This window comes from Pseudonocardia sp. ICBG1293 (assembly GCF_020131355.1).
Lineage (GTDB): Bacteria > Actinomycetota > Actinomycetes > Mycobacteriales > Pseudonocardiaceae > Pseudonocardia.
Genome location: NZ_JAHLEL010000068.1, coordinates 1 through 19,100 on the forward strand (window position 1 = coordinate 1; position 19,100 = coordinate 19,100).

At 69.4% G+C, this 19,100-nt stretch carries 22 protein-coding genes; 4 read left to right on the forward strand and 18 right to left on the reverse strand.

The window, feature by feature from the left end; translation table 11 throughout:
* Positions 1–124 precede the first annotated feature (124 nt).
* On the forward strand, positions 125–967 hold the full coding sequence (locus KPF47_RS35560; RefSeq protein ID WP_224389057.1) for an IS5 family transposase: 843 nt from the start codon (positions 125–127) through the stop codon (positions 965–967).
* 191 nt (positions 968–1,158) lie between these two features.
* Positions 1,159–1,518 carry a hypothetical protein gene (locus KPF47_RS35565; RefSeq protein ID WP_224389056.1) on the forward strand — a complete coding sequence of 120 codons (360 nt, stop codon included), beginning with the start codon at positions 1,159–1,161 and terminating at the stop codon, positions 1,516–1,518.
* 138 nt (positions 1,519–1,656) lie between these two features.
* Here KPF47_RS35565 and KPF47_RS35570 read toward each other — a convergent pair whose 3' ends face one another.
* The 14 genes from KPF47_RS35570 to KPF47_RS35635 all read right to left on the reverse strand — a co-directional run bounded on the left by KPF47_RS35570 (position 1,657) and on the right by KPF47_RS35635 (position 13,012).
* Positions 1,657–1,962, reverse strand: a complete 306-nt coding sequence (locus KPF47_RS35570; RefSeq protein ID WP_224389055.1) for a hypothetical protein — start codon at positions 1,960–1,962, stop codon at positions 1,657–1,659.
* Positions 1,940–2,344 carry a hypothetical protein gene (locus tag KPF47_RS35575; protein ID WP_224389054.1) on the reverse strand — a complete coding sequence of 135 codons (405 nt, stop codon included), beginning with the start codon at positions 2,342–2,344 and terminating at the stop codon, positions 1,940–1,942. Before KPF47_RS35575 ends, KPF47_RS35570 begins: the two co-directional genes overlap by 23 nt.
* 16 nt (positions 2,345–2,360) lie before the next feature.
* Positions 2,361–3,248 carry a hypothetical protein gene (locus tag KPF47_RS35580; RefSeq protein ID WP_224389025.1) on the reverse strand — a complete coding sequence of 296 codons (888 nt, stop codon included), beginning with the start codon at positions 3,246–3,248 and terminating at the stop codon, positions 2,361–2,363.
* Positions 3,245–4,606 (reverse strand): replicative DNA helicase, encoded by a 1,362-nt coding sequence (gene dnaB / locus KPF47_RS35585; protein ID WP_224389053.1) that lies wholly within the window; start codon positions 4,604–4,606, stop codon positions 3,245–3,247. Before dnaB ends, KPF47_RS35580 begins: the two co-directional genes overlap by 4 nt.
* A complete protein-coding gene (locus KPF47_RS35590) occupies positions 4,603–6,180 on the reverse strand; it encodes a hypothetical protein (protein WP_224389023.1) in 1,578 nt (525 codons plus the stop codon). The genes dnaB and KPF47_RS35590 overlap by 4 nt, the downstream gene beginning before the upstream one ends.
* A 320-nt stretch (positions 6,181–6,500) precedes the next feature.
* Complete coding sequence (locus KPF47_RS35595; protein WP_308015578.1) at positions 6,501–6,776, reverse strand: WhiB family transcriptional regulator; 276 nt, start codon at positions 6,774–6,776, stop codon at positions 6,501–6,503.
* Positions 6,777–6,818: 42 nt separating this feature from the next.
* The gene (locus KPF47_RS35600; RefSeq protein ID WP_224389022.1) at positions 6,819–7,511 is read right to left on the reverse strand and encodes an HNH endonuclease family protein; all 693 of its coding nucleotides are present in this window, start codon (positions 7,509–7,511) and stop codon (positions 6,819–6,821) included.
* Entirely contained in the window at positions 7,508–9,763 is a 2,256-nt protein-coding gene (locus KPF47_RS35605) for a hypothetical protein (protein WP_224389021.1), read from the reverse strand. Before KPF47_RS35605 ends, KPF47_RS35600 begins: the two co-directional genes overlap by 4 nt.
* A 102-nt stretch (positions 9,764–9,865) precedes the next feature.
* Complete coding sequence (locus KPF47_RS35610; RefSeq protein WP_224389020.1) at positions 9,866–10,165, reverse strand: hypothetical protein; 300 nt, start codon at positions 10,163–10,165, stop codon at positions 9,866–9,868.
* Positions 10,166–10,210: 45 nt separating this feature from the next.
* Positions 10,211–11,221, reverse strand: a complete 1,011-nt coding sequence (locus tag KPF47_RS35615) for a hypothetical protein (protein WP_224389019.1) — start codon at positions 11,219–11,221, stop codon at positions 10,211–10,213.
* Between the two features lie 67 nt (positions 11,222–11,288).
* Positions 11,289–11,735, reverse strand: a complete 447-nt coding sequence (locus KPF47_RS35620; protein WP_224389018.1) for a hypothetical protein — start codon at positions 11,733–11,735, stop codon at positions 11,289–11,291.
* Between the two features lie 27 nt (positions 11,736–11,762).
* Positions 11,763–12,203 carry a hypothetical protein gene (locus KPF47_RS35625; protein WP_224389017.1) on the reverse strand — a complete coding sequence of 147 codons (441 nt, stop codon included), beginning with the start codon at positions 12,201–12,203 and terminating at the stop codon, positions 11,763–11,765.
* 117 nt (positions 12,204–12,320) lie between these two features.
* Positions 12,321–12,698, reverse strand: a complete 378-nt coding sequence (locus KPF47_RS35630) for a hypothetical protein (RefSeq protein ID WP_224389016.1) — start codon at positions 12,696–12,698, stop codon at positions 12,321–12,323.
* Entirely contained in the window at positions 12,698–13,012 is a 315-nt protein-coding gene (locus KPF47_RS35635) for a WhiB family transcriptional regulator (protein ID WP_308015386.1), read from the reverse strand. The genes KPF47_RS35630 and KPF47_RS35635 overlap by 1 nt, the downstream gene beginning before the upstream one ends.
* A 294-nt stretch (positions 13,013–13,306) precedes the next feature.
* On the opposite strand from KPF47_RS35635, the gene KPF47_RS35640 reads away from it, so the two are divergent.
* On the forward strand, positions 13,307–14,197 hold the full coding sequence (locus tag KPF47_RS35640; protein WP_224389015.1) for a Scr1 family TA system antitoxin-like transcriptional regulator: 891 nt from the start codon (positions 13,307–13,309) through the stop codon (positions 14,195–14,197).
* 125 nt (positions 14,198–14,322) lie between these two features.
* Here KPF47_RS35640 and KPF47_RS35645 read toward each other — a convergent pair whose 3' ends face one another.
* On the reverse strand, positions 14,323–15,285 hold the full coding sequence (locus KPF47_RS35645; protein ID WP_224392895.1) for a hypothetical protein: 963 nt from the start codon (positions 15,283–15,285) through the stop codon (positions 14,323–14,325).
* A 561-nt stretch (positions 15,286–15,846) separates the two neighbouring features.
* Between KPF47_RS35645 and KPF47_RS35650 the strand changes: the two genes are divergently transcribed.
* Positions 15,847–17,145 (forward strand): hypothetical protein, encoded by a 1,299-nt coding sequence (locus KPF47_RS35650; protein WP_224389013.1) that lies wholly within the window; start codon positions 15,847–15,849, stop codon positions 17,143–17,145.
* A gap of 82 nt (positions 17,146–17,227) precedes the next feature.
* Here KPF47_RS35650 and KPF47_RS35655 read toward each other — a convergent pair whose 3' ends face one another.
* The 3 genes from KPF47_RS35655 to KPF47_RS39455 form a co-directional block, all read right to left on the reverse strand.
* Positions 17,228–17,371 (reverse strand): hypothetical protein, encoded by a 144-nt coding sequence (locus KPF47_RS35655; RefSeq protein ID WP_224389012.1) that lies wholly within the window; start codon positions 17,369–17,371, stop codon positions 17,228–17,230.
* 103 nt (positions 17,372–17,474) lie between these two features.
* Positions 17,475–18,128 (reverse strand): hypothetical protein, encoded by a 654-nt coding sequence (locus KPF47_RS35660; RefSeq protein WP_224389011.1) that lies wholly within the window; start codon positions 18,126–18,128, stop codon positions 17,475–17,477.
* Between the two features lie 788 nt (positions 18,129–18,916).
* Positions 18,917–19,039, reverse strand: a complete 123-nt coding sequence (locus KPF47_RS39455; protein WP_255659577.1) for a hypothetical protein — start codon at positions 19,037–19,039, stop codon at positions 18,917–18,919.
* Positions 19,040–19,100 lie beyond the last annotated feature (61 nt).

The following is a 19,100-nucleotide window of genomic DNA, read 5'->3' on the forward strand; positions in this document are numbered from 1 at the left end:
GGGCGCTCTTAGAGGTCGCGCGGATTGGTCACAGCTTGGCCGCGGTCGAGTGTCTGGGGGCGAGGGCGGGTACGGGCCTGCCGATCATGAAGTTATCTACGCTTCGTGATCGTCTGGAGGCCGCGTGCCCACCCTGCCATCATGGCTGACCGAGCCGTTGTGGGACCAGTTCACCGCGCTGCTGCCTCATCGAGACGAGTTCGATCCCACCCATCCGCTGGGCTGCCATCGCCGCCGGATCGCGGATCGGATCGTGTTCGACAAGCTCCTGCAGGTACTGCGGTTCGGCTGCTTGTATGAGGGCATCGCTGACAGCACCTGCTCGGCGACCACCATCCGCGATCGTCGTGACGAGTGGATCAGGCTCGGGGTCTTCGCCCAGCTGCGTCGGATCGTCCTGGACGCCTACGACCGCATCGTCGGTCTGCTGCTGCACGACATCGCCGTCGATGGCGCCATCACCAAGGCCCCCGGCGGCGGCGAGGTCGCCGGTCCGTCGCCGGTGGACCGGCGCAAACAGGGTATGAAACGTTCGGTGCTCGTCGAGGGATACGGCATCCCGCTGGGCCGAGTCCTGGCCGGAGCCAACCGGCACGACTCCCCGCTACTGGGCCCCACCCTCGACCGCCTCGATGCTCTCGGCCCGCTGCCCGACGACATCACCGTGCACCTCGACGCCGGCTATGACTCCGGCAAGACCCGCGACACGCTGGCCGAACGAGGCCTGCACGGCGAGATCGCGCACAAGGGTGAGAAAGCGCCGATCCAGGCCACCCGCCGCTGGCACGTCGAGCGGACCAACGCTTGGCACAACAGCTTCAACCGGCTGCAGCGCTGCTACGAACGACGAGAAATCGTCGTCGACGCGTTCTTCGACCTCGCCGACACGATCGTCACACTCCGTAGCTTGATTCGGCAGGCCTGGACCACACACCGCTGGAACGCCCGACCTGCACGACGTCCATGATCACCAACCAATCCGCGCGACCTCTTACTCACTAATGGGTTATAGGTCACACTCAGCCTTGTACGGGTGCTTCGGTTGACTCCACCCGGCTGGCTGGGGAGCACGGTCCGGGGCGGGAGCAACCCTCCCAGGGCCGAGGCCGACCGCGATCAGGGCATGGCAGCCTCGGCCCACCCCTGCGGCGGTCCTTCTTGCCAGGCCGCAAGGGACGGACCGGGCCCGCCGACGACCGCACGGAGCAGCATCCCGCGGATCGTCAGACATGTTGTCAGGACCCTCACCTCTACCAGGCCTCGTATGCGTTGATGGACTACTTCTCCGGCCACTGCCGCCGCGGAACGATCGCCGACGGCTACGCCGGCCCCGCCCAGCTCCCACCCGCCGATGCCCCCTACGACCCCGACGACACCGGCGGCGACATCCTCGGACGGGCACTGCCGGATCACTACACCCCCGATGAGATCCAACTACTGACCATCGCCATCGCCGCACTCGCCGTGTCCTACCTGGACCGGGACAGCGCCTACCGCCGCCGCGGTCTCCAGCTCTGAACCAGACGAACACCGCGTCGTCGTCGCGATCAACGGCCCAAATCACCGGCTCAAGGACAGATTCCTGTCCGCCGGCCCCACAGCTGCGTCACGATCCAGCCGGGCCGGTCAACACCGCCCCCGGACCGGGAACGATCGTCACCAGTGCCGCATCAAGTCCCGGACCGTGAACGGCAACTCAAGGACACCGTGTTCAAACAACAGCCGCTCAACATCGGCTGTCGTGAGCGGTTCCCCGTCCTGCGCCGCGTGGAACGCCATGTTCTTGGCATCGGCTATGAGCGCCTCGTGCTCGGCGCACCATGTCGTGACTTTCCGCTTCACGACATGCCGCTTCGGCGGCGCCAGCGATTTGTAGGTATAGGCTCGATACGCATCATGCGCGGTCTTGTATCCGCGTCCCTGCGCGTCATCAAGAATCTCACCGGTCGATGCAGCGACCACGACATGGCGCTGATCGGTGTCCGTCGACAACGCCTCGCTGACGACGACCTTCGCGGCCCGACCTCCCATACCGGTTCTCCCTCGATAGTCGGCAGGACACGACCGGCCGAGCACAGTCCCATCTGGCCGGGTCCACCGTGGGGCCGTCGACGTCGTCGTCGGTGGACCGCCACGCGACCCGGCCGGTGGCCACGTGCACGATCCGTACCTCGTCGATCTCGGCGTCGGCGACCCCTTCGATCGCGACCGGGATCGCACCCTCCACCGTCGGATAGATCATCGTGAACGCCGACGCGGGTAGCCAGTCGCTGGACAGCTCCACATCGGCCTCGATCCGATACCCGCCCACCCACACAGACGACTCGGCCACGGGCTCGCTCACGGCGCGACCACCCTCCTCACCGGACGCCGGCCACCGCGCCCGCCACATCGGCGGTATCCGGTTCGGGTGTGCGGTCCCCGGCCAACGAGGCCGGCATCTGGATCCGCAACCCGACCAACAGGCGCGGGCTCCACACCCGCTCAGCACCCAGACCGACCAGCAGCTTGTTACGCCGCAACCACGCCACCGCCGCATCAGTCTGGGCGGACCCGATCCGGGCCCGCAGCTCGCGGGTGATCGTCCCGTGGGCCCGGTGCGAACCCAGCAACACCTCGGCCACCGCATCCACCGCCTCACGCATCTGGGCCTCGGGGGCGAGCCGGTCACATACCGTCCTGATCCGCGTCGCCAGGGGCTTGCGGTCGGCCGGGTGAATCTGGGCATCCGCCACCGGCTGCAGCTGTAGGTCCACCCGGTACCACGCCCACGGCCCCGACCCGGAGGTCTTCTTTTTCTTCTTCTTGTCATACAACGTCCCGGTCATCGGCCCGGCCGGGTCGACGACCAGCACGACCGCCGCTTTCGGGACGTTCTGCCGCGCCGTCGTGAGGTAACCCGACCACTCCGTTTCCACCGTGAAATCAGCGAGTGTCAGGCCCGCCGTCTCCGCGAGTGCGGGCAGCCCGTCAATACCGCCGGGCAGGTCGTGGCGGGCCCGCACCTGCAGCGGCAGGCGAGCGTCGCCGAATACCGACTTCGCCGTCAACGACGACCCGACCTTCAGCGATCCAACCTGCTTCGCAGGGACCACCGCGGCACGTTTCGTCCCGTCCTGCAACCGACGCAACGCACCCGGACCGAACAGCAACACCACCGTCTCGGGCCCTGACTTCGGCTTCAGCTCAGGCTTGGGTGCTGGCACGGCCAGGGTGTTCGTGCCGGTGGTGAGCTCGTCGGCGGTCATCGGCGGCCCAGTCCGGCGAAGCGGCTGTAGTGCAGCTGGTGGGCCACCGCGATGGTGCGGGTGGGGCCGCCCCGGTTCTTCGCCAGGATCAGATCGGCCTCCCCGGCGCGGGGGTCGTTGTGGTCGTAGGCGTCGGGGCGGTGCAGCAGGATCACGATATCGGCGTCTTGTTCCAGTGCGCCGGACTCGCGTAGGTCCGATAGCACGGGTCGTTTGTCGGCTCGTTGTTCGGGTCCGCGGTTGAGCTGGGATAGCGCGATCACCGGGACGTCGAAGTCTTTCGCCAGCACCTTCAGCTGTCGGGAGAAGTCGCTGACCTCGACTTGCCGGTTCTCCACCCGGCTACCGGAGGACATGAGTTGGAGGTAGTCCACGACGATCAGGTCCAGGCCGTGGCGGGCCTGCACCCGGCGCGCCTTCGCCCGGATCTGGGAGACCGTTGTGGTCGCGGTGTCGTCGATGAACAACTCGCCACCGGCGAGGACCCGGGTCGCGGCGGCGGTGATCCGCTCGTAGGCGACCTGATCGAGCGCATGTGGGGTGCGGAGATCCGAGACCCGGACTCGCGCCTCCGCGGCGATGATCTTGTCGCGGATCTCGGATTCGGACATTTCCAGGGAGAAGATCACGCTGGTCTTGCCGTGCCGGACTGATGCTGCCCGCACCATGTCCAGGGCCAGGGTCGATTTCCCGAGCCCGGGGCGGGCGGCGATCACGATCAGCTGGCCGGGTTTCCAGCCGCCGGTGACCTCGTCCAGGTCGTCCAGGCCGCTGGGCAGCCCGGGTTCACCCCAGCCGGCTTGCAGGCCGTCCAGCCCGGCGAGCCACGCGGCGTGACCGGATCCGAACGCGACACACCCAGCGGAATCATCATGCACAGCCGACACGCCGTCCAGCGTAGAACGAGCCCGGTCAATGACCCCGCTGATTTCCCCCGACTGCACGCCGATGTGGCCGAGTTGTTGGATCCGGATCCCGGATTCAACCAGGCGGCGCAGCGTCGCTTTCTCGGCCACGATCTCGGCGTAGTAGGCGGCGTTCGCCGCGGTCGGTACGGCCGCGATCAGGGTGTGTAGAGACGCCGCGCCACCGATCCGACCCAGCTCCCCGCGACGGTCCAACTCGGCGGCGACCGCGACCGGATCCGACGGCTCCCCGCTGGCATCGAGGCCGCAGATCACCTGATAGACGGCGGCATGTGCGGGCCGGTAGAAATCCCGGACCGTCACCGTCTCGGTGACCTCCCCGACCACCTCAGGCGAGAGCATCATCGCCCCGAGCACCGCCTGCTCGGCGACCAGATCGTGCGGCGGCAACGGCCCCGCACCCGACTCCGAGGCCGGTGTCGAGGTGCTCACGCGGTCACCGCCGAGCTCTGACCGGGACGGCAGGCCGGGCACGGCACACACCGGCCGTCGCCCCCGTCGACCGTCCGCATCACCGCACCGTCACCGGCACGGGCCTCACACATCCCACACGCCGCCGACGACTCCGAGGTCTCGACCTGCTCAGGAACGGAGACCGGGTCGACGCCAGCAGCCGCCGGCTGATCCTGCGTGGCCTGTTCCGGGCGTTGAGAGCGCCGCTGTGGGCCGTCGCGGCGGACTGGAGGGTCGAGCAAGGGCAGCGGGGTCTCGGCCAGTGGTTCCGCAGTCAGAGCGCGGCGTCGGCGAGCGAGGTGGCGGGTGAAGGCGTTCACGACGTAGACGACCGGGGCGCCCTTCGCCTCCGACAACGCCGCCTGCCCGATCACTGCCGCCTCGACCAACGACAGCCCGTGCACGGACACGGCCTCACAGATCGCGGCCTGGACCTGATCAGCATCCGCCGGGGTCAACCGCCACCCCGTCTTGCCCCGAGCCTGCGCCCACGCCACCCACGGCAACCGACGTACCACCTCCCGAGCCTCGACCCCCAGCGACACATCCAGCGCCTCATCGACCGGCTCGGTGAGTGCCTCGGTGAATGCCTCGGCCCGGCCATCGAGCCCAGTGCGCTCGGCGAGACCGCCCGCCCCGAGACCGACCGCCTCGACAACCGAACCGCCGCGACCGAACCCGGCTGGCGCGGCCGCCGCGGCGCTCGGAGCGGGCGGCGGAGCCGACCCGCGCGCGAGCGCGCTCGATCCTTCGATCTCTCTCTCTTCGAGAGAGATCGAAGATCTCTCGATCTGAAGGTGTCCCCGAAAACGGGGGACAGTCCTGACCTGCACAAACTCTGACTGTCCCCGGAATCCGGGGACAGTCGGCTCACCCTGTCCCCCGATCTCGGGGACAGCTCCGACCAGGGCGAACTCTTCCTGTCCCCGGATCTCGGGGACAGGACCTTCGACCTGTCCCCGAGATCCGGGGACAGTGCTGACCTGCGGCGATCGGGAACGGTCTGGGCGAGGCCGTGGGATGGTGTGACGCCCCGCGCGGGGCGTCTTCCCGGTCGCTTCGACGTCCCGGTAGACCGCGTCCCGCGCCGCGGTGAACGCGGCGTCGGCCTCGGTCAGCGTCGCCGCGCCGCGGTAGCCGGCCGGCGGGTGCAGACTGACCGCGAACCGGTCCGGGACCGGACGGCCGCGGCCGTCGCGGCGCTGCCGACGGCGACCGGTGTCCGGGTCGGCACCACCGTCGTAGACGGTGAGGAATCCGATCTCGATCAACTCGGCCAGGATCGGGGCGAGCTTGTCCGCGCGACCGACACCGACGTGATAGGCCAGCCGTTCACGATCGAGCACCGGGGCCTGATCACCGGCCGGGCGCATCGTGGCCATATCGGCCAGGACCTCCGCCGCAACCCGCGCGGCCGGGGACACACCGCTGTAATGCACCCACCGCGGCGAGAGCCCGATGCTCGTCGCCGACGCCACACCCACGGTGAACGGCTCCCGACCGGCCACCGCCGGCGCGGCGCGGTGTGGGGAGTTCCTCCAGGGCGTGCTCATCGCACACCACCCGTCGATGCGGAGACCCACAGGTCAACAGGTGTAAACGGCTCGTGGCCGGGGTGGCCGGGGTGGCCGGGGTGGCCGGGGTGGCCGGGGTGGCCGGGGTGGCCGGGGTGGCCGGTCATAGGTAGAGTTCTCCTATCTCAGCCTCACGGCTGGTTGGATGGACGACTGGCGGCCCTTTTCCTTGGTGGGTGGGGGCCGTTTGTCGTATTCGGGGGACAGACAGTAGTCAGGTCGCTCGCGGTCGCCACATCCGCCCCACCGGCCCGGTCGCGGCAGCGACGCCGACGCTGGTAGGTCTGCGGGCGGGCGGATCACGAACATCTCCGATCCCCCGCCGCGGACGCTGCGGTACCGGGGATGCCGCGGCGCAGGTGGTGTCGTTGGTTCGCTGACAGTCCGCCCCAGATCCCGTACTGCTCGCCGGTGGCCAGGGCGTATTCCAGGCACGGGAGCCGGACCGGGCACAGCGTGCAGATCCGTTTCGCGGTATCGGCGGGCTCGCCAGGTTCGGGATAGAAGACACCCGGGTCGGTCTGGGCACAGAGTCCAGCGCCCGGCCAGGACACGTCCGTCATACCGGACGACATGATGACCTCCGCTCCTTCACGGTCAAGCGATGACGTGCCTGCTCATCGGCAGGCGCTCTGCAGCGCGTGGGCGCGCTGCGCGGTGACGGTGAGCTGGTAGCGGGCCGCGACTCGGACGAAGTCGTGGGCGTAGGCACACGCGTCGACCGGGGGCATCCAGTGCTCGGGGCCGTGGTCGGACTTCGACCTGTTGACCTGCGCGGTGGTCGCGCGCAGGTTGTCCGGGTCGTTCGCGAACTCCTCACGCCGGGCATCGGTCCAGGCATGCGCGCCGGACCGATGCGCCAACGCGAGCGGGATGACGTGATCGACATCGAGGTCACGGGTCGGGCCGGTCACGGTCTGCCCGCTGTAAGGATCCCGCAGCGTCCCCACTGTCACGTCACAGCCACGCGTGACCGTCGTCTGGGTGAGGTCGCGGGCCAGGACAGCGTCGCGGACATCGCAGCCCGGCCCGACCGCCAGCGCCCAGCCGGGACCGAACGCGTCGCGGCGGTAGTCACGCCCGTGCCGGTCCGGGGCGACCCGCAGCCCGGACACATCCACCGGCCCGGCCGCAGTCACCATCTCCGCCGACCCCGCCGCGCCTGAACCGGTGTCGGTGTCGGTGTCGTCGCGGAGGGCCCAGACCTCGACCAGTACGAACACGGTCAGGGCGAGGGCTGCCATCAGCAGCGTCGCGGCCCGCCGTTCCCCGACCGGGCTACGCCTGCGCACCTGATTCATCCGGGTCATGATGTCGAGTCCTGCTCATCCCGATCATCCGGGGTTCGATCATCCAGGGTGGCCTGGTAGCGGCCCCGGGCGACACGACTGATGCGGCCGCACCCGATCAGCGTGTCGAGGGCGTCGTGCACGGCGGCCTTCGACACGGTCGCCGCGTCCACCAGGTTCCCGGTCGTGGCGGTCCCGCCCTGGATCAGAGCGAGGACCTCGGCCTGCACCGGCGACAACACGACCTCCGCAGCAGCAGCTGACAGAGCGGCGGTGTCGGCACCACCGGCGCCGGTGGTGCGGGTGCCCCACGCGGCTCGCCGCGGGCCGCCCGGAAAGCCGGCCGGGCCGGGCCCGTCAGTGTCGAGGAGGTGGTGGGTGCCACCGAGCCCGCCGACCTGCCACCGCCCGCCCACCGCCGGGCCGAGCACGCTGGTGATCGCGGCGTCGTCGAGTGGATGCAACTCCGGCTGGTTGAAGTAGCGGTCGAACGCGGTCGAGGCGGTCAACGCCGGCGCCGGGAGGCCTTTGCTGACCATCCGGGCCGCGTCCGCGTCCGAGGGCAGCCAGTCCCAGCGGACCGGCGCGTCCAGGTGGGCGTGTACGGCCATCCCGGGCACCGGCCGCCGCGGCCGGGCATCGTTGAGCGGGAGCTCGGCCGGGTCGAACAGCAGGCCCGGCACCAGATCCGAGGATGATTTCGAGTTGGTGCGGAACGCGATCACCTGCGCCGCGAACGCCGACCGGGCATGGTCCCCGCCCCACGCTGCTTGTCCTTGGGACTGGTTGAGCCCGACCAGCCAGATGCCCAGGGCGCGGACGGTGTTGACGGTCTCGGTCCAGAGTGCGGCGACCTTCGGGTCGTGGGCGACGAAGGAGTACTCGTCGTGCAGGAACATCCACCCAGGGACGTCCTGGCTGGGGAAGATCAGATCGGAGCCGGCCTCGGCGGCGATCTGTGCGCGCGCGGCCAGGATCGCAGTGACCAGCCGCGGCAACGCGAGGACGTTCTGTTTGCCGATGACCGCGACCCGCGCCCGTGTCGCGAGGGCGGTGGAGGAGTTCCCTTTCGGATCGGCATACAGCAGGTTCAGGACGCCGGTCGACAACGCCGAGGTCACCAGGATGTTCGTAGCGCCGGACTTCCCGCCACCGGTCGACCCGAGCACCGCGGTCGGGACGGTGCCGCCGTCATCCCACATGAGCACATCGACCTCGCCGGACCCGTCGATCGACCGGCCGACACCCTTGATCACGCCGTCGGCCACGCGTGGCGCGGTGAACAACCGGGTCTGCGCGACCGGGTCGGTGTGGATGATCGTCAACCGCGCCCGCGCCGCACCTTCCCCACGGCGCCCGGGCGCGAACAGGACCCGGTCGGCGTCGAGCCCGAGCCCACCGGCCAGGCGTACCCGATGGGAGACCAGGTCATCGAGGGTGTGTGTCCCGCGGGCCAGGACCACATCGAAACACGTCGTGTATGCGTCGTCGGTGCGGTTGGTCAGGCGTGACCCGGGGACCTTCCCGTTCCTGGCGGCGTTGGTCTCCGCCCACGCCAAGCAGTACCGGTCGTGCTCCGGGTCCGGCGGCGCGACCGCAGGCAACTGCTGCGGCGGCGTCAACGCCGCAACCCGCGGCCCGATCGGGTGTGCCCGCCACCAGCGGGCACCGATCGCTGTGGTGCCGAGGACCGCGGCGGCGGCGAGTAGCGGCGACGGGCCGGCCGCGGCGAGGTGATAGGCCAGAACTGATGCACCCGCACCACTACCGGCCAGCTCGGGCCACCACCGCCCGACCGCCGACCGGTAGCGGGCAGCGACCACCGCAGCTGCACCCAACGGCACCGCCGCGGCGGGCGCGGCGAGGACCGCCGGGTCCGCACCGGCCACCGCCGCCAGCCCGGCGCCGAGCCAGTGCCCACCCATCCCGGCCACACCACCAAGTGCGGCCGGGATCCACGGCCACCGCCGCCGTCGGTTCCGGGCCGCAACCAACACCCGACGCGCGTTCTCCACCCGATCATCACCACCAGCCGAGGCCGCCGCTGCCACGTCGTCGGCGCCGGGCACGACCGTTCCCTTCACCCGCGACCAGAGCACGCCCAGCACTGCACCCGAGCCGGGTGCAGTCGTCGTGTCGTCGACAGCACCGTCGCGGTCGCGGGCGGTCTGTCGGGATTGCGGCCGCGCCTCGGCCCGCTGCGCCGCGAGCCGGGCAGCATGCTCGAACCGCGTCTTCCGCGTGATCGTCGGAACAGACTTCGACCGGGTCATGACCGTCCTTCCTTCTTCTACTGGTCAGAACCGTGCTGATGGAGCCGGAGCGCCCGCCCACACCACCCGTGGTGTGGGCGGGACTCGAAACCCACCCGCTAGTCAGCCGTGGCCCAGGGACGCCTTCGACGCCCGCGTGATCATGTGATTGGCGGTCAGGGCGTCACGCACGATCTGCCCACCCACACCGATCCGCTCCGCCACAGCCGACAGGTTGTCGATCACCGCACCGACATGGGTGCCCGCACCGTCGAGGCCGTCCAGGCCGGTCCAGCCGTGACCTTCGAACTCGTCCACCAGCGAGCGGTGAGTGCCGATGAGCTGTTCCAGGTCTGAGGCTGCGTCCCGCAGAGCGGCTGAGAGGAACTCGTAGTTCCCGTCCACGTCCAGTGTCGCCATCACCGTCATCTCCATTCTGTTTCGGTGTGTGTGCTGGTCAGGTGCCGGTTAGAGGACGGCGTGCGGGCCGGGCACGTACGGGGCCTGGTCGTAGGCGTCCCGGCCTCGGTCGCCCTGGGCGCGCATCTGCTCGGCCAGGCCCCGGTACAGGCCCTCGGCGGCGTTCAGCCCCGACAGCGAATCGGCGAGGGGCCCGGTGACCTGGTCGCCCCAGCCGTCCCCGGACAGCCGGTCGGTGAACGCCGAGAGCTGGGTCTGGTAGACGCCACACGCGTCCGCCGCGGCGATCAACCGCGCTACCGCTGCCTCATACATCCCGTCTCCTCCGGAAGAAGTAGTTGTGCTGGTAGCCGTCGGCGAGGACTCTGCTGCCGGGGCCGTGCCAGACGGAGACGACGACGGCGCCGCCTCCGGGGCAGTGCTGGGAAAGTCGTCGAGGTCGACGCCGCCGTCCTCATCCGGGACCGGGCGGGCCACCGGAACCTGCTCCGCCACAGGCGGGGAAGGCAGGCCGGGATCATCGGTCGCCACCACCGCACCACCCGATGCCCCGGCAGCGGGACAAGTGGCGTGTCGCCGTCGACCCCACGGCTCCGAGCTCTTCGCCCCCGCAGGCCCGGCCGAACCGGTACCGATCGCCGAGCTGGCGCCGCTCGCGCTGCCGGAGCCCGCGACGGGGAGCAGGCCGCGGGCCTGGGCCCACCGGGCCCGCGCACGATCCGCCCTGTCGAGGCGACGCTGCTGGGTAGTGCGCCACCGCTCGTCCCGGGACGGCGCGGTCTCGTCGAACCAGGCACGGCGCCGCGCGGCGCGGTGTTCGGCCCGGTGTTGGGCGGCCCGGCAGGCCTCGGTCCAGCGGGAGGCGACCAGCAGTCCGAACGCGCCCTGCCCGGTCGGGCGCCCCGAGCTGGTGCGGGCCCCGCCGCCGGCGTTCTCGTGGCGCATGCGGGCTCGGGTGAGGCCGGGTGGTTCTTTGCCGTTGCTGTAGGCGGCGGTGTCGGTGCGGCCCTTGGTCACGAAGAACGCGACCACGACACAGGTCAGGAAGAACGCCTCCATCAGCCGCTCCTCTCTTCTCTAGTGTCGTATCGGCCTGCATCGACCGAGGTCGAGGACATCGACGGCATCAGGTGAGGGATGCCGCGAGCGCGGCGATGAAGGTGTCCGCGGCGCTGTACAGCCGCGGGACACCCGCCAGGACGGTGCCGACCAGGGCCAGGGCGGCGACGACCATCAGCGACTTCGTCCTGGTTGCCGCGGTGATCCCGGCGCCGCGTAGGCGGCTGTAGGCCCACAGCCCGGCGGCGGCCGCTACGGCGCCGACCGCGGAGACGCCGACGAGTTGGGCGGTGGCCTGCCCGGCCCCGGTCAACGCACCACCCGACAACGCGGTGAACAGCCCACCGAACCAGCCCGCGGACGCGCCGCCGACGCCGAACCCGCCGACCACCGCCAACACAGCGGCGACCTTCTCCCAGTCCACGCCCTTGCCGGGCACATCCAGATAGACCAGGACGATCGCCAGGATCAACGCTAGGGCGCCGAGCGCGGGCATCGACGACGGAATGAACATCGACCACGACACGATGAACCGCCTCCTTCAGATGGCGAGGGCGAGTAGGACGACCACGACAACCGTGATCACGAAGCCGGACGGCTTGTCCCGGATCACGTTCGCCAGCCAGTCCAGCGGGAACACCATCGCCAGGGCGGCCAGCGTCAGCGCCGCGTGCACGGCTCTCACCAGCTGATTGCTGGAGGTGGTCCAGTCACCGGCCCGCGAATACGCCCAGGTCTGGGCATACGACGGCGGCTGCTCGTTCCACCGCGGCCGCGCCTCCACCAGATCGCTGATGGCCTGGGCGATGCGCTGGTCCCACGGCGCCAACGGCTTCACGGCCGGCTCCGCCGGTGCAGCCGTCTGGTCCTCGCCGCCGGTGGGCGGCGCGGTGTTCGGGTCGACGATGTAGAGACCCGGACGATCCGGAGCGCCCTCGACCTTCTGCTCGTCCTGGTGCTGGTCAGATGCGGGCTGCGGCACGACGACCACCTCCCACCCGCTGCCGATGGCAGCGGCTACAGGTCCGCGGCAGCACACCGCCATCCCGTGGAATCTCGATCGACCTGCGACACACCACACACCGGGCACGCACCTGCATCACCGACCACCGCCAGCAGCAGGAACGGCGGCCTGGCGCTGCTCGCGGCGGGCCTGCGCCCGCTCGGCCTGACGCTGCTTCGCTCGCACTGCCTTGTGAGCGGCAGCCTCCTGGCCGGCGTGGAGCTCGACGAACAGGTCGGCCAGGTCGTCGGCGATGCGATCGATCCGCCGCATGACCTCTGGCGACCCGGCCCGGTTCTTAGGAAGCGTCGCTCGCACGGCGGCGAACGCCGCGATCAAGCGCTCGACCGGCGTGGACGCCTGCCCGTACGCCGATACGAACATGTCCCGGCGGACTTGACTGCGACGCAACACCGCATCCGCACGCCGAGCACTCAGAGCAGGCAGATGAACCGTCCCCGCCGAGGTCGACATCAGGCCGCCACCGCCCGACCGTCAACCGCCGCGACGGCGGCGATGGCTACGTGCCGCTGAGCGGTGCGCTCCTCGCGGGTCGTGCCGCCCCACACGCCGTACTCGCCCGTCGCTGTCGCCCACTCCCGGCACGCGACACGCACCGGGCAGCCCGTGCACACGAGACGAGCCTGCAGCACACCCAGTTCACTGACCGGGAAGAACACCTCCGGGTCGACATCGAGACAGTGCCGTGCTGGATGGGACGACAACTCGACCGGGACCGGAGCTCCAGGCCCCGGATCGTCGTCAAAGACAGGACTACGCTCGACCACGTGGGTCACCTCTTCGCACTCTGGGTGGCCTACAAGGGCCTCGGCGGCTCTCAACCCGCCGAGGCCCAACCACTCAACTTATGTAGCCAATGCAGGAACTGGAAGTTCTTACATCGACCACCTCAGCTTGCAGGGGGCTGGCACGCAAGTCAAGCCCCCGCCTGCGGCAGCGCCGGAGCTGCAGCCGACAGTGGAGGGGGCGACCAGTCCCCACCAAGGGCAGCCTTCACAGTCAGAGCAGCCCGCTAACTCAGAGTCCATAACGAGACAACATTCAGACGCAACGGGGGGGGCGTGACTTCTCGCCAGAACAATCCCTGGGCCCAACTCGGCGCACGCTTGCGAAAGTTCCGCCTCACAGCGGGAATGTCTGGGCGAACATTAGCCGACGCCATCGGATGTGACCAATCGCGAGTCAGTCGGATCGAATTAGGGAAATCGCACGTCACCAAACAAGAGACACAGGAATGGCTTCGAGCCACAAGGGCCCCCTCTGACTCCCTAGCGGAGCTGCTCGCAGAAATCGACGCCGCGCCAAGGAAGTCAGCGCCGCAGCGCAATTCAAGCCTAAATGGATGGCAGGCGCGGCGCGGCGACGTCGAATCCATCGAACTCGAGGCCGCATCCATCCTAACCTGGCACAGCTCTTTCGTGCCAGACCTTCTTCAGTCAGCCGCATACATGCGCCACTTTTTTCACTCTACCACCTACAGCTCGAAGCGAACCATAGCCGTCAAAATTGCGGAGCGTATCGACCGCCAAAACATCCTCTACACTTTTCCCCGAAAGATGGAGGTCGTCGTAACCGAATGTCTACTCAGGCAGAAGTTTGGTGGAACTCATGTGATGGTCGACCAGCTGGACAGAATCACCTCGCTAGCCAAGCGCAATTTGATCACTCTTTCCATTCTGTCCGGAAATGTCGAACTTGATCCTGCATATGGATTGGACGCAGTCGTCTACATGGCCCCCAATGAGGGGGCTAGCAACTTGGCCCTTAGTCCCGGCCAGAGCCACGCCAACGAGGACCACGAAAGTGTGCAGCGGCACATCAACCAGTTCCGCACCTACCAGCGGCACAGCTGGCGTGGTGACCAGGCGATCGAGGTCGTCGAGAGCATCGCTCGGGAGATGAACAGCGGCGGGTCCGGCACCAGCGCCGGCGGCGAGTGTGACGGCGTGTGATTGTCCAGTTGTCCAGTGGACAACGAGACTGGGCGTGCTAGTGTGCGTCCTACGCGCGCCCGGGCCCGGGCGCGCGTAGGACGCCGAAATTCAGCTGCTTGTCCAGTCTTTGTCCAGTGGTTTGTCTACCTGCTGGACAAGCACAGAACGTGACGTAGGCAAGCGCGCCGGTTGCCTGGCTCGGTTCTTTCAGGGTGCTTCCTGGTGCGTCGCCGCCCGGGGCCGTCTGCTCGTGACTTGACGCCACGCCCCATCGCGATCGCGATCGCGATCGCCGAGCCCCACCGCGATCGCGATCGCCACCCATCGCGATCGCCACCGCGATCGCGATCGCCACCCATCGCGATCGCCACCCATCGCGATCGCCACCGCGATCGCGATCGCCACCCATCGCGATCGCCACCGCGATCGCGATCGCCACCCATCGCGATCGCCACCGCGATCGCGATCGCCACCCATCGCGATCGCCACCCATCGCGATCGCCACCCATCGCGATCGCCACCGCGATCGCGATCGCCACCCATCGCGATCGCCACCGCGATCGCGATCGCCACCCATCGCGATCGCCACCGCGATCGCCACCCATCGCGATCGCCACCGCGATCGCGATCGCCACCCATCGCGATCGCCACCGCGATCGCGATCGCCACCCATCGCGATCGCCACCGCGATCGCGATCGCCACCCATCGCGATCGCCACCGCGATCGCGATCGCCACCCATCGCGATCGCCACCGCGATCGCGATCGCCACCCATCGCGATCGCCACCGCGATCGCGATCGCCACCCATCGCGATCGCCACCGCGATCGCCACCCATCGCGATCGCCACCGCGATCGCCACCCATCGCGATCGCCACCGCGATCGCGATCGCCACCCATCGCGATCGCCACCGCGATCGCGATCGCGATCGCCACCCGATCGCGATCGCCACCCATCGCGATCGCCACCGCGATCGCCATCGCGATCGCCACCCATCGCGATCGCCACCCATCGCGATCGCCACCCATCGCGATCGCCACCCATCGCGATCGCCACCCATCGCGATCGCCACCCATCGCGATCGCCACCGCGATCGCGATCGCCACCCATCGCGATCGCCACCCATCGCGATCGCCACCCATCGCGATCGCCGAGCCCCACCGCGATCGCCGAGAAGTTCAAGAGGGTGTACAGTGGTGGGTGTTCGTCTCTGGAGGTGTTGGGTTGTTCCCGCCGCGTCGTTCCGTGCCTGAACCGCTATTGCCGCCCAGTCCCACCGCAGTCCGGGCGTTGCGGGTTATCCGGGAGATCGTCGACGGCGCGACCGGGTCGGAGGCGTCGGTGCAGACGGTGGTGGATCTGCTTCATATTCACCGGGCTGCGTATGAGGCGGTGGATCCTGCTTTGTATGTCGCGGTCCGGCGGACCCGGTCGGTGTCATTCGGGCGGATGGCGGAGCTTGTAGGGATGTCTCGGGGAGCGATCCAGCTCCGGGTGGATAATGGGGACCCGGCGAAACCCGCTCGGACCGGGAAGTCCCGTCAGTATCGTCAACGAATCGCTGAACGTGACACTGTCCGCGGCCCCCAGGAAAGAGGTCAGGCATGACTGTTCGAGAGTTCCGTCCTTCCGGAGCAACATCATCAGCCGGGTCTCCGACGTCGTGGATGGCGCAGCACGCGCGTGACCGCCGGGAATCCCGCGCTCTGGAAGCGCGTCTGGCGCGAGAAGACGCTGACGCCGCCGCGCGCCGGAAGATCGCCGAACAGAATGCCCGCGAGAAACGAGACCGGATCGCGCGAGACGCCGCCCAGCGCCGGAAAGCCGAGCAGCGCAAGACCCGGGCAGAAACCCGATCCGATGCCCGGCAGGCGGCACTGTCGTGGTTGGACGCGCACGTGGTGGAGTTACTGATCTATCCGATCGCGGTGCTGTCGTTCGCGCTAGCCGCTCCGGCGATGGCCGCCTACGGGAGCGTGATCTTCGGGGCGACCGGGTTCCTGCTGGCCGGGATCACGGAGCTGGGGATGTGGGCCTTCGCCCTCGCTGTTGTCGCATCCCGGCACCGACACCCGCACCGGCCTGTGGCCGGTCTGCGAGTCGGGGTGGTCGTGTTCTCCCTCGGAGCAGCCGGGATGAACTTCACCCACGGCCTGCACAAGGCCGGCGGCGGGTGGACGGTCGCTCTGGTGATGGCCGTCGTGTCGGTCGCCGGGATCGTCGCGCACCAGCTAACCCTGGCCGGGGCCCCGCGCTCACGCGCCGAGCGCCGCGCCGACCAGTTGGCCGCGCGGGCCGCGGTCAAGATCGACCGTGCCCAGCACGCAGCGTTACGCGCGGCCGCGATCGTCATCGCCGCCGACGGCACCGCGCAGCTCGTCTATCACGACGGCACCTACCACCTCGACCGCCGCCACCGGCTCATCTCTCCGACGGCTCCCACCAAGAACTCACCGTCGCCGGGAGCCCCGGCCGGACCGGAGATCGCTGCTGATGACGCGGTCGAGACAGGCAGCGTACACACAGGCCCCGTGAACGCCGACAGCGAGGCGACGCTGGTCCTGCCTACCGTGGTGCGCGCTGAATCCGGTGAGGACGAGACCACCGACCACGACGCGGCTGCTGATCACACTGTTGACCACGCGGTCGAGACCCCGGAGTGGACTGCCCGCTACGAGGCGTTGCCGGGCGAGACGAAGCTGGCCAAGGCCGAGCTGTTCTTGACTCAGTCCTGGGACCACGGACACGAACCGGCCCTGGCCCGAGTCGACCGCATGATCGACGCCCCCCGCACGGCAACGGCCGCGAAACGCAATCTGCGGGCCCGCGGCATCCTTCCCCCCTCCGAACGCGTCACCGCCGCGACTGCGAAGCAGACGGGCTCACAGACGGACTCAGCGAGCACCCGGACCGAGACTGGTCTGGTGAGCGTGAACGCGCTACTCGGTCGTAGCAAGCCTGCATGACCAACCGCAGGTGACCGGTTCCGCAGGCCGTCAGCGCCAGGTCATGGTGAGCGGGCCTTGACCCCGGATCTTGGACACGGGGTCAAGGCCCCAGGGCGGCGCGGCCGCGCACGACGGTGTCGGCCTCATCCGCCGCAGCAGCAGCGGAACGGTCCGGGCCGGACATCCAGGTCGGCCAGGGCAGCAGATCGCCCTGATCGTCGGGGGCGTTGCGTGGTGTGTCCATGCGCGCACTGTGCGTGTCCGGGCTGCGGGGACGCCAGCGGTGGCGCTGGTTGTCACCAGCACGTGATCCCGGCGCAGCCGTGCCGTCGATGCACGCCGGGCGGTTATCTCCATGCTTTCGGTGTCGGCGGTAGTGGGTGATCCGGGCGGGTGGTGTGCTGGTTGGTGCGGCGGGTGGCGAGTTCGGCGAGGTGGGCGCGGATCTCGGCGCGGGCTGCCGCGCCCGGGACAGGTCCCCCGGTCTGAGCGGCCTTGGCGGCGTGTGCGGTGAGGTACTGGCGGTGTCGGGTGATCCGGTCGGTGGCGCGGCCGTCATGGTCGCAGCGCAGCGAGTGCTCGTAGGTGTGGCCGGTGTCGGGATCGATGATGTGGCCGTAGTCGTCGCAGTCGGTGCAGGCCGCCCGGGCTTCCCGTGCCCGGTGCGCGGTTTCAGATCGTTTCTGGGCGGCCTGGGCGGCCTGGGCGGCCTGGGCGGCCTGGGCGGCCTGGAGGTCTCGGAGGGCTTCGTGGTGGCGGCGGGCTGCTCCGCAGCCTCTACAGGGTCGATCGTGGGGGTCGGGGTGGGCGAGGTGGCGGGGGCATTTCCAGGTCTCGGGCCGGTCCGGGTCCGGAGTGGCGGCGATCGCGGGTAGTACGACCTGCTCGGCCGCGGCCGGTGCGGTCGCCAGCGGTCCGGCGGTGGGCTGCGCGGTGAGCGCGGTGGTCAGCTGTGCGGCGACCTGGGCCAGGGCCGCGGTCACCGCACCTAGCTCGCTCACCAACGACGCCTCCGGGCCGGCCGCGGACGGGGTCGAGGGCTGTGCCGCGGTCGGCTCCGGTCCGGCTCCTCCGGGTCGGGGCTCTGGTCGAGAGCTCCGGGGGGGGCCAGGCTCAGCCACCTGCTCGGCCGGTCGGCTTGCGCGCTCGCGCGTCCCCCCCCTGTTCGTCTTGTTCTCATCCCTTTTTTCGGATGACCCATCATCCGAAAAAAGGGATGATCCCCCAAACGGGTGATCCAATTTTAGGGATGACCCCCCGTGACCTGCGGATGTATGCGGGTGGCGGGGGGTGCGGCGGGTCGCCGGGCACGATCTCGCGGCCTGGGCGGCGGGTGGTGGGGGCCCGGACGGGGCGTTCGCGGCGGCCTCCGCGGCGGCCCGTGCTGCGACTCGAGCGCGGTGCTCGTAGAGCTCCTGGAAGCTGGCCAGGCCGGTGTAGCCGGGCGGCGGAGCGAGGTGGACGGTGTAGATGTTGCGCCGCCCGGTCGCGGTCGTGGCGGTCTCGACATCGACCGCGCCGATCGCTTGGAGCTCGCGGATCGCGGCGATCACGGAGTCGATCTTGCGCAGGCCGATCGTGTCGGCCATCCCCCGCAGACCGGGCCAGGCCCGGTCATCGCCCTGGGCGACGTTCACGTGCCCGCGCAGCAAGTTGTAGACGTGCACCGCCCGCGAAGACACCCCGGACAGCGCCACGAAGTCCCCGACCATCGAGAACGGGAACCCACGCCCCTCCCGCAAACCATCCTCGGCCTCATCACACCCAGGCCGGGTCATCACCAACGCGCTCACCGCACACCCCCAACCAGGACGCTGACGGCCAGGTCAGCAGACACAAACGGGACAACCACCACCGGTGGTGCGTACGCCTGGTCGAGGTCGAGGTCGAGGTCGACCAGTCGGCGAGTCATGAGTACGCTGCCTCCTATCTCCTCGAAGGGCCCGCTTCGGCGGGCACTTCGCGAGTCAGAG

Bases quoted from the DNA above. Each gene is read 5' to 3' on its own strand.
- KPF47_RS39455 (WP_255659577.1), bottom strand. From the start codon at position 19,039: ATGACTCGCCGACTGGTCGACCTCGACCTCGACCTCGACCAGGCGTAC.
- KPF47_RS35615 (WP_224389019.1), bottom strand. From the start codon at position 11,221: ATGGAGGCGTTCTTCCTGACCTGTGTCGTGGTCGCGTTCTTCGTGACC.
- KPF47_RS35600 (WP_224389022.1), bottom strand. From the start codon at position 7,511: ATGACCCGGATGAATCAGGTGCGCAGGCGTAGCCCGGTCGGGGAACGG.
- KPF47_RS35650 (WP_224389013.1), top strand. From the start codon at position 15,847: ATGGCGCAGCACGCGCGTGACCGCCGGGAATCCCGCGCTCTGGAAGCG.
- KPF47_RS35580 (WP_224389025.1), bottom strand. From the start codon at position 3,248: ATGACCGCCGACGAGCTCACCACCGGCACGAACACCCTGGCCGTGCCA.
- KPF47_RS35630 (WP_224389016.1), bottom strand. From the start codon at position 12,698: ATGTCGACCTCGGCGGGGACGGTTCATCTGCCTGCTCTGAGTGCTCGG.
- KPF47_RS35620 (WP_224389018.1), bottom strand. From the start codon at position 11,735: ATGTTCATTCCGTCGTCGATGCCCGCGCTCGGCGCCCTAGCGTTGATC.
- KPF47_RS35655 (WP_224389012.1), bottom strand. From the start codon at position 17,371: ATGGACACACCACGCAACGCCCCCGACGATCAGGGCGATCTGCTGCCC.
- KPF47_RS35595 (WP_308015578.1), bottom strand. From the start codon at position 6,776: ATGTCGTCCGGTATGACGGACGTGTCCTGGCCGGGCGCTGGACTCTGT.
- KPF47_RS35590 (WP_224389023.1), bottom strand. From the start codon at position 6,180: ATGAGCACGCCCTGGAGGAACTCCCCACACCGCGCCGCGCCGGCGGTG.
- KPF47_RS35605 (WP_224389021.1), bottom strand. From the start codon at position 9,763: ATGACCCGGTCGAAGTCTGTTCCGACGATCACGCGGAAGACGCGGTTC.